Below are 15915 nucleotides of genomic sequence, written 5' to 3'. Positions count from 1 at the left end.
CTATATAGCTTCAAAAATCAACCTATAGCCTACTGTACGGATGCACTGGGCACTATTAAATAACCCCATGAAACATTGATGTTGACTGGATTAATAACTGAGTTTATATGCAAGTTATGACTGAAAATTTCGCACAACTATTTGAAGAAAGTTTAAAAGAAATCGAAACACGCCCTGGTTCAATTATCAAAGGTACGATTGTCGCTATTACTAAAGACAATGTTATCGTTGATGCTGGCCTTAAATCTGAAAGTGTTATTGACATTAACCAGTTTAAAAACAACGCTGGTGAAGTTGATGTAAGCGTTGGCGATGAAGTCGACGTATCTCTTAAAGCTACAGATGACGGTTTTGGTGAAACTATTCTTTCACGTGATGACGCTAAACGTCATGAAGCGTGGCAAGTGCTTGAGAAAGCATATGAAGAAAAAGAAACTGTTATCGGTGTTATCAACGGTAAAGTTAAAGGTGGTTTCACGGTTGAAGTTAGCGATATTCGTGCTTTCTTACCGGGTTCATTAGTAGATGTTCGCCCAATTCGCGATACAACTCACCTTGAAGGCAAAGAATTAGAATTTAAAGTTATTAAGCTTGATCAAAAGCGTAATAACGTTGTTGTTTCTCGTCGTGCCGTTATCGAATCTGAAAGCAGCGTAGAACGTGATGCATTGTTAGAGTCATTAGCAGAAGGCCTAGAAGTTAAAGGTATCGTTAAGAACCTTACTGACTACGGCGCATTCGTAGACTTAGGCGGCATTGACGGCTTACTACACATTACAGATATGGCTTGGAAGCGCGTTAAGCACCCAAGTGAAATCGTAAATGTTGGTGACGAAATACAAGTTAAAGTATTGAAGTTTGACCGTGAGCGCACTCGTGTATCTCTAGGTATGAAGCAGTTAGGTGAAGATCCATGGGTAGCAATTGCTAAGCGTTACCCTGAAGGCGCTAAACTTACTGGTCGTGTAACTAACTTAACTGACTACGGTTGTTTTGTTGAAATCCAAGAAGGCGTTGAAGGTTTAGTTCACGTTTCTGAAATGGATTGGACTAACAAGAACATCCACCCGTCTAAAGTTGTTAACTTAGGTGACACGGTTGAAGTTATGGTATTAGAAATTGACGAAGAACGTCGTCGTATTTCTTTAGGCCTTAAACAGTGTATCGCTAACCCTTGGGAAGAGTTCGCTAAGAACTTCAACAAAGGCGACAAAGTATCAGGTAAGATCAAGTCAATTACTGACTTTGGTATCTTTATTGGTCTTGACGGCGGCATTGATGGTCTTGTTCACTTATCTGATATTTCATGGGCTGGCGGTGAAGAAGCTGTTCGTGAATACAAGAAAGGTGATGAAATATCAGCTGTAGTTCTACAAGTTGACCCTGAGCGCGAACGTATTTCTTTAGGTGTTAAGCAAACTGAAGATGATCCGTTTAATCAGTACCTTGCAGATACTAAGAAAGGTGCTATTGTTACAGGTAAGGTTATCGAAGTAGATGCTAAAGGCGCTAAAATTGAATTAGCCGAAGGCGTTGAAGGATACCTACGCGTATCTGATATTTCTAGTGAGCGTATCGAAGATGCGTCAACTGAATTATCTGTTGGTGATAGTGTTGAGACTAAGTTTATGGGTGTGGATCGTAAGAACCGTGCTATCAGCTTATCAATCAAAGCTAAAGACCAAGCTGAAGAACGTGAAGCTATGGATAACCTAAACCAAGTTGAAGAAACTGGTTTAAGTGCAATGGCTGCAGCGTTTAAAAACGCTAAAAACTAATTTAGACACTTGAAGGTGAGAAGTGTTTGAAATATAACGCTTCTCTTCGTTTAAAATCCATTGGCGAGAAGGTACTATTAACTTCAAACTAGTGAACACAGGAGGTCAAATGACCAAATCTGAACTTATTGAAAGATTAGCCGATAAATTAAGTCATTTATCAGCGAGAGATGTTGAACAGTCTATTAAAGAAATCTTAGAAATGATGGCACAAACCTTGTCAAAAGGTGAGCGTATTGAAATTCGTGGTTTTGGTAGTTTTTCATTACATTTTCGTGCTCCTCGTGTTGGACGTAACCCTAAGACTGGCGAATCCGTTGAGTTGGCAGGTAAATACGTTCCTCATTTTAAACCTGGAAAAGAGTTACGTGAAAGAGTAAATCTTTCAATAGCGTAATTGATAAATTATCAATAAAACGGCATGCTATAATGGTATGCCGTTTTTTTTAACTTAATTTTCATCATAGGTAACTTATTTTGCGTATTTATATTACAGCGTTTTTCCTGTTCAGCTTACTAGTCATCGCTTTTATTTTTGGTAGTCAAAATGAGCAGACCTTAACATTGAATTATCTCATCGCCCGAACTGAATTATCAGTTGCTGCGGCTGTCAGTTTATTTACCACTTTGGGCTTTGTACTGGGCTTACTCTTTGCATTATTGTGGAAGTTTGTTCGAATGATAAAACCTAAAAAATCATCCTCTAAAGAATCAGTGTAAATTATATGTTAGAACTATTGTTCTTATTACTCCCTGTTGCAATGGGCTATGGCTGGTTCATGGGTCGTAATAGTGTTAAACAAAATGATCACTCAGCTAAACAAGCCTTGTCGATAAAATATTCAACAGGCTTAAATTACCTCCTATCAAATCAACAAGATAAAGCGATCGACTACTTACTAGAAGCCCTTAAAGTTGAAGATGATACTGTTGAAGCACATTTTGCCATGGCTAATTTATTTCGTCGCCGTGGTGAGCTCGACCGCGCATTAAAAGTGCATGAGCACTTAGTTAGACAGAAACATCTACCCGCTAAAGATAAGCAACAAGCTGCTTTTGAGCTAGGTAAAGATTTTTTTAGTGCCGGCTTATACGACCGCGCTGAAACCATGTTTGAAAAGCTACTTAAATCAAAACACTATGGCTTAAAATCCCTTGATTATTTAATGCGTATTTACCAGTCTACTAAAGATTGGTCAAAAGGCATCAGTCATAAAAAAGCCATTGTTAAAACTAAAGATAAAAAACTTCTTCATAACTTAGCTAATTTTTATTGTGAATTAGCGACAACAGCCTTAGCAGAAGATAACTTTATTGAAGTCATAGAGTTATTAGAGTTGGCGTTGATTTATGATGCTAATTCTTGTCGTGCTAATTGGTTATTAGCTCAAATTTATGAAAAGCATCAACAGTTCAATGAAGCCTGCGGATGCTATCAAGACATCTATCTTCAGGATAAAGAATTCTTTCCTGATGTTATTGATGAAATGCAAAATTGTTATCATCAGTTAGATGCCGACGATGAATATTTTAAATTTATTAGAAAAGTTTATGATGAAACCGGTGGTTCGAGCGCACTGATAAAATACTTAAGTCACCTTGAAGCTAAATATGGCAACGAAAAAGCGAAAGAATTTATTTTACTTGCTTTGAAAAAGCGTCCAACCATTAAAGGCTTTAAGCATTTTATTAAGATGCAAATGGTTAACTCTACCGAGCATGACAACACCGAAAATTTAGATATGATCAAAGAATTGATTGGCGCTTATTTGAATCTAAAACCGCGTTATAGTTGTCGAACCTGTGGTTTTAATAGCAGTAAACATTATTGGGCGTGTCCTTCATGCCATGACTGGGAACAATTGAAACCAGTGCGGGGCCTTGAAGGAGAATAATTACCGATTTCTTCGCCCTAAGACTCAATAGCGTCTTCAAAAGTACTCATTGACTTTCGTCAGCTCCGTGCTTTTTCTTTGCTCTTGAACCTTAGGACTTTGAACTCAAAAATTATTAAAGAATTAAGAATTAAGAATTAAGAATTGAGGATTGAGTATGAATGATGCAAAAGTAGTTGTTGCCCTAGATTTCGATAAAAAAGCGGATGCGCTTGCATTCGTTGATAAGATTCAACCAAAGGATTGTCGTTTAAAAGTGGGTAAAGAAATGTTTACTCATTTTGGACCTGCGTTTGTTAAAGAATTGACGGGTCGCGGCTTCGATGTCTTTTTAGATTTAAAGTTCCACGATATTCCTAACACCGTAGCAAAAGCGGTAACCGCTGCTGCAGAGATGGGGGTGTGGATGGTTAATGTTCATGCCAGTGGTGGACATGAAATGATGGTTAAAGCTAAACAGGCATTAGAAAAATACGGTGATAACGCCCCATTACTTATTGCCGTCACTGTTTTAACCAGTATGAGTGAAGAAGATTTACTGGGCTTAGGTATTACGCGAACGCCAGCCGAGCAAGTGATGCTGCTAGCAAAGTTGACAAAAGAAGCTGGCCTTGATGGTGTTGTTTGTTCAGCACAGGAAGCTCAAAGCCTGAAAAGCGCTTTAGGTAAAGACTTTAAGCTTATCACGCCAGGTATTAGACCTGCAGGTGCCGCCAGTGATGATCAAAAACGTATTATGACGCCAGAGCAGGCAATGGCCGTTGGTGTTGATTATTTAGTTATTGGCAGACCTATTACTCAAGCTGAAAACCCACAGCAAGTTTTGCAGTCGATTAATTTATCGCTTAATTAAGGTCAATTAGCATAATTTTATTAATGGCTATAAATTGACAAAAGTAAAATTTTATCCTAAACCTATTAACGTCTTATTAATAATAAATTAACAGTTTATTGTTTGTGAGGCGTAATGGAATTTACAATAAAAGGATATAATCATGATTAATTTTTCAAAAATCTTACTTATTTGCCTGACCTTTACTTTTTCGTCATTAAGCTTTGCTGAAAGTGTCGGTGGTAATGAGCCCAATGCCAATGTTAATCAAATTGACGAGCGTATTGATATAAACCATGCTGATATTAAGACCTTATCCTTATTAAAAGGCATAGGCATGAAAAAAGCGGCAGCCATTGTCAAATACCGAAATGAAAACGGTAAGTTTATCTCGGTCGAAGACTTGTTGAATGTTAAAGGTATTGGCGGGCAAATATTAGCGTTAAATAAATCAAAACTAACGATCTAGTATTCCTTGAAGAGATAAAAAAGGCTAAACAAATCAATTGTTTAGCCTTTTCAATTTTACTCTTAAGTAAAATGTAGGGTTATTGTCGCGATGCTAACTTTTTTCTTGTGCAGAACAAACATCATTATGCTGACATATAATAGCCCAAACATTTTTATAGCCTAAACGGTTTAATTGTTCAGCAGCAAGACTCGCCCGGCCGCCGGTTGCACAATGAAGATATATACGCTGGTCTTCATCAGTCGTGCAGCTACCAATATTCATCTCTAAAACACCACGTGGAATATTAACTGAATTTATCACTGGGCTAGTGGCAACTTCTTGCGCTTCACGCACGTCAATAAAGAGGCTTTTCTCTTTTTTCGCACTTAGGTAAGCATCATGAGCCGATGTAGTTTGAATGTTTTTTCTAATTTCAGCTATCAGTGTCGGGATAGTTTTCAACATTTATAAATGCCTTAATATTTAATGATTAAAAAGAGTCAATATCGTTTTTCTATTACAGCTACATTAGGATATCCTAATATAGTTGTCAATAATGTAATCTTTAAATGTCAGTCTGCGTGTAGTCATAAATTTTAGACATAAAAAAAGAGCCGAAGCTCTTTTAGATAAGAATGTAAAAATTAAATTTTTGGAATTCTTATTTTCTTTTCTGGTGACTGACGATAAATAATTAATGTTTTACCAATTACTTGAACTTTAATTGACGCTGTTTCACGGCAAATAGCTTCAACAATTAATGCTTTACTGTCACGATCATCGGTTGGGATTTTAATTTTAATTAATTCATGATGATTTAATGAATAATCAATTTCGGCAACTACTGCCTCTGTTAAGCCGTTGTTACCCAATAAAACCACTGGTTTCAATGGGTGCGCAAGACCTTTTAAATACTGTATTTGTTTTTTATTTAGGCTCATTAACAATTTTCGTTACAAGTTAGCTTGAATTAATACTATTTTACCTCCATCTACTCTGTAATACTAATAAAACGTTAAATCGTTTTGCATTATTAACAAATTAATTAAGTTAAATTAATGAGTAAAAAGAAATTAAGTAATAGTAGTACCCGTTGGATGCAAGAACACTTTGATGATGAGTATGTAAAAAAAGCTCAGAAACTCGGTGTGCGTTCTAGAGCATACTTTAAAATTGAAGAAATAAACGTTAAAGATAAGCTGATTAAAAAAGGCATGAAAGTGGTCGACCTAGGTGCTGCACCAGGAGGTTGGTCAGAATATGCGGTCAAAGCCGTTGGAAGTGGCGGGCAAATTATTGCTTGTGATATCCTGGCAATGGACCCTATTGCTGGTGTTGACTTTTTACAAGGCGACTTCAGAGAAGAACCGGTACTTAATGCATTACTAAACCGTATTGGCGGCAAAGATATCGATGTTGTTATGTCTGACATGGCCGCTAATTTTACCGGTAATGACGGTGCCGATGCCGCAAGAAGTATGTATCTTGTTGAATTAGCATTAGACATGTGTAATCAGGTATTAAAGAAAAATGGCGCATTTGTTGTTAAAGTCTTTCAAGGAGCAGGATTTGAGCAATTTATGCAAGACTTAAGAGGAGCATTTAAAACAGTAAAAACCCGTAAACCAGATTCGTCACGTGCACGTTCACGCGAAGTATATTTGGTTGCTACCGGATTTAAATAGCTCCGAGCGTTAAATTATAGTAAATTACGACTCATCAACTTAAAAGTTTAGGTTGATTTCAGAACTAGCCGTTTATCTGTGCTAGTTGACGGTTAAGTAAAAGTTCATTCAAAGTACAAGAGGTCATTAAGTTGAGCGATATGGCAAAAAATCTTATTTTATGGTTGGTAATAGCGGTTGTTTTAATGTCGGTATTCCAAGGGTTCACTCCGAGCACCACTACTGAACAACAAGTTGATTACACGCGTTTCATTAAAGATGTCCGTCAAGGACAGATCCGTGACGCAAATGTTGATCGTAATGGTGTTATCAAAGGCACAAAACGTAGTGGTGAAGCCTTTGTTACTGTTATTCCTGGTGGTTTCGATCGTGATTTAATTAACGATTTAGTTAAACAAGGCGTTAATGCTTCTGGTGAATTGCCGGAAGAAACTAGCTTTCTAACCACTATTTTTATCTCTTGGTTCCCAATGATTTTGTTGATAGGTGTATGGATATTCTTCATGCGTCAGATGCAAGGCGGTGGTGGAAAAGGAGCGATGTCTTTTGGTAAGTCTAAAGCGAAACTTTTAAGTGAAGATCAGATAAAAACAACTTTTGCTGATGTTGCTGGTTGCGACGAAGCGAAAGAAGAAGTTTCTGAGCTTGTTGATTACTTAAAAGAGCCAACTAAATTCCAAAAACTTGGTGGCCGTATTCCTTCAGGTGTCTTACTTGTAGGACAACCGGGTACAGGTAAAACCTTGCTGGCAAAAGCTATTGCTGGTGAAGCTAAAGTACCATTTTTCACTATATCAGGTTCTGACTTTGTTGAAATGTTTGTTGGTGTTGGTGCATCTCGTGTGCGTGACATGTTTGAGCAAGCTAAAAAATCAGCCCCTTGTATCATCTTCATCGATGAAATCGATGCGGTAGGTCGCCAACGTGGCGCAGGTATGGGGGGTGGACACGACGAACGTGAACAAACACTTAACCAAATGTTGGTTGAAATGGATGGTTTTGAAGGTAATGAAGGCGTTATCGTTATTGCCGCAACTAACCGTCCAGACGTTTTAGATCCAGCACTACTTCGTCCTGGTCGTTTTGACCGTCAAGTTACGGTTGGTCTACCAGATATTCGTGGTCGCGAACAAATTCTTAAAGTGCATATGCGCAAAGTACCTTTGGGTGACGATGTTAAAGCATCAGTTATTGCACGTGGTACACCGGGCATGTCAGGTGCAGATTTAGCTAACTTAGTTAATGAAGCCGCATTATTCGCTGCACGTTCGGCTCGCCGCACTGTATCGATGGATGAATTTGAAAAAGCGAAAGACAAAATATTAATGGGTGCTGAACGTCGTTCGATGGTTATGAGCGAAGAAGAAAAAGCCATGACAGCTTATCATGAAGCAGGGCACGCGATTGTTGGTCGTTTAGTGCCAGATCATGACCCCGTTTACAAGGTAAGTATTATTCCTCGTGGCCGCGCTTTAGGTGTCACTATGTATTTACCAGAACAAGACAGGTTTAGTCATAGTAAACAGCATTTAGAAAGTAATATTTCGTCACTTTACGGTGGTCGTATCGCTGAAGAAATGATTTACGGTTTTGAGAAAGTTTCTACCGGTGCATCTAACGATATTGAACGTGCGACTCAACTTGCTCGTAAAATGGTTACTCAGTGGGGCTTCTCACAAAAATTGGGTCCAATGTTATTTGCTGAAGAAGAAGGTGAAGTGTTTTTAGGTCGTTCATCATCTAAATCGTTGAACATGTCTGACGAAACTGCACAAGCGATTGATATTGAAATCAAAGCATTTGTTGACCGTAATTATCAACGTGCAGAAAAGATATTGAACGAGAACCGTGATATTTTAGAGACAATGAAAGATGCGTTAATGCATTACGAAACTATCGATGCTAGACAAATCGATGACTTAATGGAACGCAGAGAAGTTCGTCCGCCAATGGCTGAGTGGGATAATCACTCTGATTCAAAGAAGCCACCTAAAGCTGATGACAATGCCTCTTCTGATACTAAAGAAGATAAAGCTGAGAAAAAAGAAGTAGCGCCAGATCTAGATAAACCTAGTGACGCCTCTGCTGATTAATAGCCTTTAAATATAGCCTCGATTAACGAGGCTTTATTTTATAAAAGTTAATTTACTTTACTGACAGTAAGTTGTTTTTTATAAAATAAATTTCTATACAGAATAATCACAAAGAGCATAAGTTTTGTTGAAAAATCTACCTTGCGGTACACATTTTCTTAATATTGAAACCCCGCAGGTGATGGGGATTTTAAATGTAACCCCAGACTCATTTTCTGACGGCGGACAATTCTCTCGTATTGACTCTGCGTTAAGACAAGCTGAACAGATGATAGCCGATGGCGCCACCATTATTGATATCGGGGGCGAATCAACGCGTCCAGGCGCTAAAGACGTTTCTGTTAAAGATGAGTTAGCGCGTGTTATTCCCGTATTAAAAGCCATTAATGCGCGTTTTAATATCATTGTCTCTATTGATACCAGTAAAGCCGCGGTAATGTCTGAGGGCATCACTCATGGGGCAGGTATCATCAATGATGTTCGAGCCCTGCAAAATGAAGGTTGCTTACCGGTATTAGCACAAGATCAACGTGTTGGTATTTGTTTAATGCATATGCAAGGTTTACCTCGAACCATGCAGCATAATCCTCACTACGTTAATTTAATAGACGACATTACCACTTTCTTTCACGAAAGAATTTTAGCCTGTGCACAAGCGGGTATTAATACTTCGCGTCTTATTTTAGACCCTGGCTTTGGCTTTGGTAAATCGTTAGAACAAAATTATAGTTTATTGTCGAATATGGCTAAATTTCAATGCCTAGATTTGCCTATATTGGCAGGACTGTCGAGAAAATCGATGATCGGTAATCTTCTTAATCGAGAGGTTAATGAACGCTTAGCGGGTAGCTTAGCAACAGCCATTATAGCCGCTCAGCAAGGGGCAAAAATTATTCGTGTTCACGATGTAAAAGAAACAGTCGATGCTTTAAAAGTTTTACAAGCTACCACCATAAATAAATAACTCATCATTAAATATACTAAAAAAGTAAATATAAAGGACAAATAAAATGTCAGAAAGAAGATATTTTGGAACCGATGGCATAAGAGGCCTAGTAGGACAATACCCAATCACCGCTGAGTTTGTGATGAAATTAGGTTATGCCGCTGGCCGCGTACTAGCTGCCCAAGGCACAAAAAAAGTACTTATCGGTAAAGATACCCGAATTTCAGGCTACATGCTTGAGTCAGCCCTGGAAGCTGGTTTTTCTGCTGCAGGTATCGATATTGGCTTATTGGGACCAATGCCGACGCCAGGAATTGCTTACCTTACTAAAACTTTTCGCGCTGAAGCGGGTATCGTTATTAGTGCATCACATAACCCATTTTATGACAACGGCATTAAGTTTTTCTCACAAAATGGTGAGAAGTTACCCGATGATGTAGAACTGGCTATTGAAGCTCAATTAGATAAAGAAATGGGCTGTGTTGAATCGGCTAAATTAGGTAAAGCAACAAGAATTGAAGACGCTGCTGGGCGCTATATTGAGTTTTGTAAAAGTAATTTCCCTAGCCAATATTCCTTAAAAGATTTTAAAATTGTTGTTGATTGCGCACACGGTGCAACTTACCACATTGCACCTAACGTGTTTCGTGAATTAGGTGCACAAGTGATTGAAATTGGTACATCGCCTAATGGTACCAATATTAACGACCAATGTGGTGCAACATCAATGGACGCTATCAGTAAGGCTGTTGTTGAACATCAGGCTGATTTAGGTATTGCACTCGATGGTGATGGCGATCGCTTGATGATGGTTGATCATACCGGCTATGTGCTTGATGGTGATGAATGTGTCTACGTTATCGCTTCAAACGATTTACAAAGCGGCGTTATTAGTGGTGGTGTTGTTGGTACACTGATGAGTAATATGGGTCTTGAAATTGCGCTTGCAGATATGGGTATACCTTTTGCTCGCAGCAAAGTAGGCGATCGATATGTTACCGAAATGCTCAACAAAAAAGGTTGGCAGTTGGGCGCTGAAAACTCTGGCCATGTGATCAATTTAAAAAATACTTCTACGGGTGATGGTATTATCGCCGCGTTAAATGTATTAACCGCTGTTTGCAGTGGTGATAAAACCTTACATGAACTCCGCCAAGGAATGACTAAATTACCACAAGTGTTAGTTAATGTTAGGTTTACCGGTGACAATGACCCGTTAACGGCGCAGAATGTCGTCGCTGCTGTACATACGGTCAATGAGCAACTCTCAGGGCGTGGTCGCGTGTTATTACGTAAATCAGGTACTGAGCCTTTAATACGCGTTATGGTTGAAGGACCAGAATTAATAGAAGTTACTGAGCTAGCAAATGTAATTGCTGATGCTGTTAAAGCCGCTTGTTAACAAAATAGACGTCAGACGGTTGAATAATAAGCAAATGAACAAGATATTAAGTTAAACACTTGTATCTTGTTCGTAGGTTAGTTAATATCTCGCCGCTTTAATTAGGAAAGATAAATGAAAAGACAAGCAATAGTAGCCGCAAACTGGAAAATGAATGGAAGTTTCTCGCTGATAAAAGAAATGATTTCAGGATTAAATAGTGTCAAGCTAGCTAAAAATGTCGACGTTGTTGTTTGTCCTCCTGCTCCTTTTCTATCAGCATTTACAATAAGTGCTAAAAGTGAAAATTTACAAGCAAACATCCATTTAGGTGCGCAAAATGTAAGCGAGCATCAAAGTGGAGCATATACCGGTGAAATATCCACTGATATGCTCAAGGAAGTTTCTGTAAATTATGTTATTGTAGGGCACTCTGAACGAAGATGCATTTACAAAGAAACAAGTACACAAGTTGCTCATAAAGTTAAAGCAACATTGAATGCTGGTTTAACACCTATATTGTGTATTGGTGAAAGTGAAGATGAACGAACTGCTGAACAAACAGAGACAGTACTCGCTTCACAATTACAGCCAGTAATTGACGAAATAGGTATAGAAAAATTTACAGATGTTGTTATTGCTTACGAGCCTGTTTGGGCTATTGGTACTGGCAAAACAGCATCTCCAGAAATGGCACAAGCAACACACTTATTTATTCGTCAATTTTTAGCTAATGCTGATGATACTATCGCGAATAAAGTGCCATTATTATACGGTGGTAGCGTAAATGCTGCTAACTGTGAAGAATTATTTGCACAAACTGATATTGACGGTGGTCTTATTGGTGGTGCTAGTTTAAAAGTCGACGAATTCAAAATAATTTGCTCGTCAGCCAAAGGATCTTAAAATGTTGTATCAATCGTTAATTATTGCTTATTTAATTGTTTCAATTTGTTTAATTGGTTTAGTTCTAATCCAACAAGGTAAAGGCGCAGATATGGGCGCATCTTTTGGTGCCGGCTCTTCAGCAACAATATTTGGTTCAAGTGGCTCAGGTAACTTTTTAACTAAAGCGACTACATGGTTAGCTATCGCGTTCTTTGTTATCAGCTTAGTGTTAGGTAACTTGACGGCAAATAGAATTAAATCTACCGATGAGTGGAACAACTTAAACACTCCTGTAGAGCAAACTATACCAGGCGATTCATCAATCCCTAGCGAAAGTGTAGAGCCAGGTCAGTCATCAGAGAATAGCGATATTCCTGCAGCGACTAAAAAAGCGAGTGATAACGACATTCCAAAGTAAAGTTTTAAAAATGCAGATGTGGCGGAATTGGTAGACGCGCCACCTTGAGGGGGTGGTGACTTAGGTCGTGAGAGTTCGAGTCTCTCCATCTGCACCAACACTATGAAAAAGGCTTACAGCAATGTAAGCCTTTTTTATTGCGCTAAATAACTGAATTACTAGACGCGTTAATTTGAAGGGGGTGTTGACTTAGGTCGTGAGAGTTCAAGTCTCTCCATCTGAACCAATACTATAGAAAAGGCTTACAGCAATGTAAGCCTTTTTTATTGCGCTAAATAACTGAATTACTAGAAGCGTTAATTTGAAGGGGTGGTGACTTAGGTCGTGAGAGTTCGAGTCTCTCCATCTGCACCAATACTATAGAAAAGGCTTACAGCAATGTAAGCCTTTTTTATTGCGCTAAATAACTGAATTACTAAACGCGTTAATTTGAAGGGGTGTTGACTTAGGTCGTGAATAATATCTATGTCTGCTCATTGACAATATTAATTTTTCTATAAAGTTCTATCTGCACTTTTACCTGAGTTAAGCGCATAATTCTGTCAATATTTAGTAAACTTGTTACAATGCTATTTTTAAATTTAAGTAGACTATGAATAAAAGTAATGATCCACTCCACGGCGTGAAACTTGAACAAATCCTAACCGATCTAGAGAAGAAAATTGGTTGGGATAAGATGGGTGAGTTACTTAATATTCGTTGTTTCACCAATAAACCGCGCCTCAAATCAAGTTTGAAATTTCTGCGTACAACCCCTTGGGCACGCAGTAGAGTTGAAATTTTATACTTGAAAACATTTTGTAGTAAGCATAAAGAAACGGGGAAATTAATAAGGGGGATACTCGCCCAAAATACAGCAGTAGCAAAAACGACTTCCAACAAGCCCGCTCCCTTCGTTTGGCCAACATAGAAAAACAAATAGACTTATGCGACTTTAATATATTAATAGGACACCCAACCTAGTAATTTTAATAGAATTGCTCATCCCTACCGATGCACTACACTGAAATAACCAAGCGACATAATCACAGGTGATTTATGGCTACGCCAAGGAAACAACAAATCAGTTTAGTAGATACCCCTTATTATCATTGTGTTGTGCGTTGTGTTCGAGTTGCTTTTTTATGTGGCGAAGATGCCTTGTCAGGTCAAAGCTTTGATCACCGCAGAGAGTGGGTAGAAGAGAAGTTACACTTTCTTATCGAAGTCTTTGCGATTGACGTGCGTGCCTATGCTGTAATGAGTAATCATTATCTAAAGTAGAAGATTTAGTGGAATAAATCTAAAAACCGATTGCCACTCGGTTTTTAATGTGACAATATCACAATACTTAAATAGGGTAGTGAAAAGTCTATGCAACTCGGTGAACTAGAAAAACAAGTATTGGAATACCTTTGGAAGGCACAGCCTGCTGACGCTAAGCAGGTACATAGCTATTTCGAGAAAAATCGAGGCGGCTCTCTTAATACCATTCAAAGCACGTTAGATCGCTTATTTAAAAAAGATCTATTAAGTCGGGTAAAGAACGGCCACGCATATCTATACTTCCCTAAAGTTGCTCGTCAAGAATTGATAGGCCAACTCATTAAAAGTGTTACTCATGATTTTGTTGTTAAAGATGAAAATAGCGTTGTTGCGGCTTTTTCTTCAATTTCATCTGATCTAGATGAGGATCAGTTGGATAAACTTGAAGCTATGATTGAGCAACAGCGCAAAAAATTAAAAACAAAGGCCGAAAAATGATTTATGGTCATTGGGCGTTAGCATTTAATTTACTCACGATTGCCGTATTAGCTTTTATCGTTGCCAATGGCTTTATTTCGCTTGCTTTTTGGTCGGTAAAAAATAAAATTCAAAGTTACACTGTGCCTACCCGTAAATCGTTACTCTGGTTATGTGTGCTTTCACCTTGGATTATTGCATTATTTGTAACGCTGTTATTTAGCCCTCTTTTTCAATCAGGGGCAATGTTTGTATGGTTAACTGAATTAGCTCACTGGCATCATCCTAATATTTATTATTTTTTAAGCTGGCATAGTATTAGTTTAATTCTCTTCATCGGCTTCAGTCTCACTATTGCTGTTCGAAGTCTAGTTGTAGCCTACAAAAATCACTATCAGATAATTTTGTTGCGCACTTTAGCGACAAAGAAGAGTGAGAACGTCTTTATAATCAATTCATCGATCCCGACAGCATTCACAGGTGGGTTAATTAAACCATCGTGCTTTATATCTACAGGCTTGATGGAGCAACTAGATTCAGATGACATTGAAATCATCATTCAACATGAACTTGCTCATTTATACTATGCTGACCCGCTACAAAAGTGGGTGTTTTCATTATTGTCTTCTTACTTTTCACCTAATGTTAAGAAAATATTGAAATCGATGATGGCAATTACCATGGAGCAAGCGGCTGATTCTTTCTTCGTAAAAACTCAACAACAGGCGCACAATGTTGCTAGTACGTTAGTGAGATTTACTAAGTTAGCGGCTAAATATTCCATACATGAACAGTTCAAAAGCGAATTACTCGTTCACTTTTGTCGTCAATCCATTGAGCAAAGAGTATTAGAATTGCTCAATGATACTCAACTCAAACCTTTTCCAATGAAAGTGGTTTTACTCACAATAATACTATTAGCCGTCATATCAATGACATCAGTAGATAGCCTCCATCACGCTATTGAAACGCTATTCGATCATTAAAATAATAATTTAAGGCTTACTCCAAGGCTCACTCTAAGGTATTAAAAATGAAACTATTTACTCAATCATTCACAAATAAAAAACCGACCGCCAATCGGTTTTTGTCAAGGCGTTATGTAAAATTTAGCGCTGTGGTACTGATGATCACTTCAACACTTTCAGCTTATACATACTCAGGTTATGCATACTCAGAAGACAACCCCTTGAAATCGTTTGACTTATCTACGGCAATATCTCAAACAATGCATATGCACCCAGAGCTAAAAGTATTTGCTAATCAAGCTGATATTTATAAGGGGTATGCTCAACAAGCTGGTATTCAGGTTAGACCAGAAATTGGACTTACCATTGAGGATGCAATGGGTACGGGTGATCATAGTGGCTTTAAAAGTGCGCAATCCACACTATCTATCTCATGGATTTTAGATAACGCTCTAGTAAAAAACAGAGTGGCAAATGCTAAAATTCAGGGATCAACCGTTGCATTCGCGCGAGAAATTAAAGCGCTAGATTTAGCCGCACAAACAGCAAAATATTTTATCCAAGTATTGGTCAATGAAGAGCGATTAAAACTGTCAAAAATGAGCTTAAAGCAAGCGGTTAAATCATTTGAAGCCGTTACTAAACGTGTAAATGCAGGAAAGTCTTCTTTAGTTGATAAACTAAAATCACAAGCTGAAGTCGCTAAACGAGAATTAGTTGTTGAAGACTTAACTCATGAAGTAGATGCCAGTAAATATCAGTTATTGGCGCAGTGGCAAGGACAGGGGCAAAGCGAGCAACATAAAGAAACTAACATCATTGGGTCATTATTATCGTTACCCCATTTACCTTTAACCA

18 protein-coding genes, 1 tRNA gene and 1 pseudogene are annotated in these 15915 nt (G+C 38.2%); 18 read left to right on the top strand and 2 right to left on the bottom strand.

What is annotated here, in order from left to right; translation table 11 throughout:
• Positions 1–116: 116 nt before the first annotated feature.
• From rpsA to H4J69_RS09470, 6 genes are all read left to right on the top strand, one after another.
• The gene (rpsA, locus tag H4J69_RS09495; protein WP_070376968.1) at positions 117–1778 is read left to right on the top strand and encodes a 30S ribosomal protein S1; all 1662 of its coding nucleotides are present in this window, start codon (positions 117–119) and stop codon (positions 1776–1778) included.
• A 109-nt stretch (positions 1779–1887) separates the two neighbouring features.
• Complete coding sequence (ihfB, locus tag H4J69_RS09490) at positions 1888–2175, top strand: integration host factor subunit beta (protein ID WP_070373831.1); 288 nt, start codon at positions 1888–1890, stop codon at positions 2173–2175.
• A gap of 80 nt (positions 2176–2255) precedes the next feature.
• A complete protein-coding gene (locus tag H4J69_RS09485; protein WP_182215837.1) occupies positions 2256–2498 on the top strand; it encodes a lipopolysaccharide assembly protein LapA domain-containing protein in 243 nt (80 codons plus the stop codon).
• Between the two features lie 5 nt (positions 2499–2503).
• Positions 2504–3673, top strand: coding sequence for a lipopolysaccharide assembly protein LapB (lapB, locus tag H4J69_RS09480; RefSeq protein WP_182244948.1), 1170 nt, complete (start codon positions 2504–2506; stop codon positions 3671–3673).
• Positions 3674–3830: 157 nt separating this feature from the next.
• Positions 3831–4526: an orotidine-5'-phosphate decarboxylase gene (gene pyrF, locus H4J69_RS09475; protein WP_182215840.1), complete on the top strand. Its 696-nt coding sequence runs from the start codon at positions 3831–3833 to the stop codon at positions 4524–4526.
• A 142-nt stretch (positions 4527–4668) separates the two neighbouring features.
• Positions 4669–4974 (top strand): helix-hairpin-helix domain-containing protein, encoded by a 306-nt coding sequence (locus H4J69_RS09470; RefSeq protein ID WP_182215842.1) that lies wholly within the window; start codon positions 4669–4671, stop codon positions 4972–4974.
• Between the two features lie 93 nt (positions 4975–5067).
• On the opposite strand, the gene H4J69_RS09465 is transcribed toward H4J69_RS09470, so the two are convergent.
• Positions 5068–5421: a rhodanese-like domain-containing protein gene (locus H4J69_RS09465; RefSeq protein WP_182215843.1), complete on the bottom strand. Its 354-nt coding sequence runs from the start codon at positions 5419–5421 to the stop codon at positions 5068–5070.
• 179 nt (positions 5422–5600) lie between these two features.
• Positions 5601–5897, bottom strand: coding sequence for a ribosome assembly RNA-binding protein YhbY (yhbY, locus tag H4J69_RS09460; protein WP_070373826.1), 297 nt, complete (start codon positions 5895–5897; stop codon positions 5601–5603).
• A 117-nt stretch (positions 5898–6014) separates the two neighbouring features.
• On the opposite strand from yhbY, the gene rlmE reads away from it, so the two are divergent.
• The 12 genes and pseudogenes from rlmE to H4J69_RS09400 form a co-directional block, all read left to right on the top strand.
• Positions 6015–6641, top strand: coding sequence for a 23S rRNA (uridine(2552)-2'-O)-methyltransferase RlmE (rlmE, locus tag H4J69_RS09455; RefSeq protein ID WP_182215844.1), 627 nt, complete (start codon positions 6015–6017; stop codon positions 6639–6641).
• A 131-nt stretch (positions 6642–6772) separates the two neighbouring features.
• Complete coding sequence (ftsH, locus tag H4J69_RS09450; RefSeq protein WP_070373824.1) at positions 6773–8734, top strand: ATP-dependent zinc metalloprotease FtsH; 1962 nt, start codon at positions 6773–6775, stop codon at positions 8732–8734.
• A 181-nt stretch (positions 8735–8915) separates the two neighbouring features.
• Positions 8916–9698, top strand: a complete 783-nt coding sequence (gene folP, locus H4J69_RS09445; protein ID WP_182215879.1) for a dihydropteroate synthase — start codon at positions 8916–8918, stop codon at positions 9696–9698.
• A 46-nt stretch (positions 9699–9744) separates the two neighbouring features.
• Positions 9745–11082 (top strand): phosphoglucosamine mutase, encoded by a 1338-nt coding sequence (gene glmM, locus H4J69_RS09440; protein ID WP_182215846.1) that lies wholly within the window; start codon positions 9745–9747, stop codon positions 11080–11082.
• Positions 11083–11196: 114 nt separating this feature from the next.
• A complete protein-coding gene (tpiA, locus tag H4J69_RS09435) occupies positions 11197–11967 on the top strand; it encodes a triose-phosphate isomerase (RefSeq protein WP_182215847.1) in 771 nt (256 codons plus the stop codon).
• 4 nt (positions 11968–11971) lie between these two features.
• Positions 11972–12367, top strand: coding sequence for a preprotein translocase subunit SecG (secG, locus tag H4J69_RS09430; protein WP_182215881.1), 396 nt, complete (start codon positions 11972–11974; stop codon positions 12365–12367).
• Between the two features lie 12 nt (positions 12368–12379).
• Positions 12380–12464 (top strand) — tRNA-Leu (locus tag H4J69_RS09425).
• Between the two features lie 495 nt (positions 12465–12959).
• Positions 12960–13277, top strand: a complete 318-nt coding sequence (locus H4J69_RS09420) for a VF530 family DNA-binding protein (protein WP_182215849.1) — start codon at positions 12960–12962, stop codon at positions 13275–13277.
• A 128-nt stretch (positions 13278–13405) separates the two neighbouring features.
• Positions 13406–13618 (top strand): annotated as a pseudogene (locus H4J69_RS09415) (transposase); the annotation flags it as partial.
• A gap of 102 nt (positions 13619–13720) precedes the next feature.
• Positions 13721–14110 carry a BlaI/MecI/CopY family transcriptional regulator gene (locus tag H4J69_RS09410; protein ID WP_182215851.1) on the top strand — a complete coding sequence of 130 codons (390 nt, stop codon included), beginning with the start codon at positions 13721–13723 and terminating at the stop codon, positions 14108–14110.
• Complete coding sequence (locus H4J69_RS09405) at positions 14107–15075, top strand: M56 family metallopeptidase (protein WP_182215853.1); 969 nt, start codon at positions 14107–14109, stop codon at positions 15073–15075. The genes H4J69_RS09410 and H4J69_RS09405 overlap by 4 nt, the downstream gene beginning before the upstream one ends.
• Before the next feature lie 47 nt (positions 15076–15122).
• A partial coding sequence (locus H4J69_RS09400) for a TolC family protein (protein WP_259367737.1) occupies positions 15123–15915 on the top strand: 793 nt, incomplete at its 3' end.

This window comes from Colwellia sp. BRX10-9, assembly GCF_014077405.1.
Classification (GTDB): Bacteria; Pseudomonadota; Gammaproteobacteria; order Enterobacterales; family Alteromonadaceae; genus Colwellia_A.
This window is presented reverse-complemented; position numbering and strand designations above follow the sequence as displayed.